This window comes from Occallatibacter sp., from assembly GCF_049802275.1.
In the GTDB taxonomy this organism is placed as follows: Bacteria; Acidobacteriota; Terriglobia; order Terriglobales; family Acidobacteriaceae; genus Telmatobacter.
Map to the genome: position 1 here is coordinate 1 of NZ_JBARMD010000058.1, position 2,121 is coordinate 2,121.

General features: G+C 56.7%; 4 protein-coding genes. All 4 read right to left on the reverse strand.

Annotation, left to right across the window (positions count from 1 at the left end; genetic code table 11):
* Positions 1–18 precede the first annotated feature (18 nt).
* Genes WA354_RS01865 through WA354_RS01880 form a run of 4 tightly spaced genes read right to left on the reverse strand, consistent with a single transcriptional unit; the run spans position 19 to position 1,886 of the window.
* Positions 19–420 (reverse strand): hypothetical protein, encoded by a 402-nt coding sequence (locus WA354_RS01865; protein ID WP_472811310.1) that lies wholly within the window; start codon positions 418–420, stop codon positions 19–21.
* Between the two features lie 33 nt (positions 421–453).
* Positions 454–1,026, reverse strand: a complete 573-nt coding sequence (locus WA354_RS01870) for a hypothetical protein (protein ID WP_472811311.1) — start codon at positions 1,024–1,026, stop codon at positions 454–456.
* Positions 1,027–1,065: 39 nt separating this feature from the next.
* On the reverse strand, positions 1,066–1,497 hold the full coding sequence (locus tag WA354_RS01875) for a hypothetical protein (protein WP_472811312.1): 432 nt from the start codon (positions 1,495–1,497) through the stop codon (positions 1,066–1,068).
* A 56-nt stretch (positions 1,498–1,553) separates the two neighbouring features.
* On the reverse strand, positions 1,554–1,886 hold the full coding sequence (locus WA354_RS01880) for an SH3 domain-containing protein (RefSeq protein ID WP_472811313.1): 333 nt from the start codon (positions 1,884–1,886) through the stop codon (positions 1,554–1,556).
* Between the last annotated feature and the right edge of the window lie 235 nt (positions 1,887–2,121).

Here is a 2,121-nt window from a genome sequence, read left to right on the forward strand (position 1 = left end):
TGGTTGACCGCGCACGCTTTACGACGTGCGCCCCCACGCCTGCGCGTCGATCTTCCATTCATCGCCGTGCTTCGAAAAAGTATATGCGAGGGTGCCAGTCCGAGCGACGGTTTGACCCTTGATGGTGACCGCGAGCGTCCCGGCTATGACCGCGTACGCATTGGAGCCTTCCACATTCCAGAACCCCATTTCGTAAGACAGGTGCTCGGACGAGACGCCAAAGTCCTCACGCCACTTCTCCACGGCAGCAAGCCAATTGGTCGGAGCATTCGGGTTCAGCCAGCGATAGGGCGCGATGCCGTCAATGATGATGGAGGTGTCCCCAAAAATGCTCAGGAAAAGCTCAATATTCTGTGTGTTGAAACCGTTGATGTGATTGTCAATAAGGGTCTGGATTTCTCTCGGTGGTTTTTCACCCATGATAGCGCTCCATCCGATAGTCCTGTTCGACAATCATTGCATCTGGTCGAGCATGGTCGAGAATGCCGCCTTCAGCTTCAGGGCCTTTTTGACCTCAGTGGCGCTCACATAGGGATATTCCGCATATTCAAGGAAGCTCGGGCATTGATGATCGCGGGCAAACTTGATGAAGGCGGCGGGATTGGTCTCCCAGTCCATCGGAAAACCCTCGAGATTCTCGAACACCGTCCGCAGGCCGGTGGCGCTGAATATTTTCACCGCGTCTTCGGTATATTTATCGAAGTCGGTGTCGAAAATGCCCTGATACATGAAATAGGTGTCCCCCTTGATGGGGAAGAGCACCCAGCGCAGGTAATGCAATTGCAGGACGGCCAAGGCGTCGGGCTGCGCGGCGATCGTTTCCTCGATGGTTTTGGCGTATTTATAGAAGACGTCTTCCCGGCCTGGGATGATCTTCGCCAGGACAGAGAAGCCGTAGCCAGCCGGAGACTTCGGGAAGATCGGACCGTACCGCCCCTGCTCGACCTTGTCCTCGAAGTACCCTCCCTTGGGGATCGCCATTGCGGCCGGCTTCGACCAGTCCGGAGTCTTGGATTCGCTCGACATTGTGTTGGCCCTTCCTTGAGTGTTTCCTCGGAAATGATTCTATTGCTGTTTGGCCGGTGCTGCAGGCGGCGTCGGAGGCGCCGGCAGGAAGAGGCGCGCGAGGCGATTGAAGGGTCCTCGCAACAAGGCGTACGGGACGAGCGCCAGCACGGTTGCCGTAAACAGCAGCTCCAGCGGATATATAAACCGGATTGTCATGAGTTGATAGATGCAGTCGAGCGCAATCGCCAACAGGAACGGCGTCATCGCTCCGCGCCAGCCCTCGTGGAGCAACTGCAGACGCCTTTCGGGGCGTGTAAGCATCGCCCACAGATAGCCCTGCCGTCCCTGCCTTGCATCCTGGATTCCGGCGCGCAGGGCTAGTAAGCTGGCCATCGTCGGCTGCACATAGAACCGTAAACTCAGGGAGCCATTTGGCCGCGCGAGAAAATTATTCCAGCCGCGGCTGATCATTTCAAGCAGGATGCTCATTTGCGCAAAGCCCGTATGGGCAAGATAAACGAGCAGCGTCTAGCTCGGAACGCCCGCTAAGTCGGCTCGGAATGATGATGCACGTGATGTTCGTGGACATGAACATGGACAAGCGGTTCGACCACGACCGTCACGTGGTGCACGAGATAGTCCGAGTGGACATACCCCTGGTGTCCGGCCCATCCCATATAGCACCAGCTGTGGCCGCAGCTATGTATGTCTATCGCAGCCCCCGCCGGAATGACCGCCTTCACCTTATGGCTCGTCGAGGGGCCCGACCTCAAATTGAGATTCGCAGTTGTGTGGGTCACAGCAGCGTCGGATGAGGTGGAATAAAGCCACAAACCCAGTACGCTACTGACAAAAACAGCGGTGTGACGCGACGCCATTGGTATCCCTCCCATTTTCCTAAAACGGCTTATCATTTCTGACAGAACGCTCATAACACGACGCCTGCGCAATGAAAAACCATGCTGTGCTCTATCGAAGACCTCGTCAACCGCGAGCGGAAGCCTGTCAAAATCGATCCAGGCGTTCAATGCCGCCGCCCGCCGGGCGGCGACGTTTCGTTTGGCTCGTGAAGACTAATTGCAGACCTGGACGCCGTAGGCGTTGACCCAACAT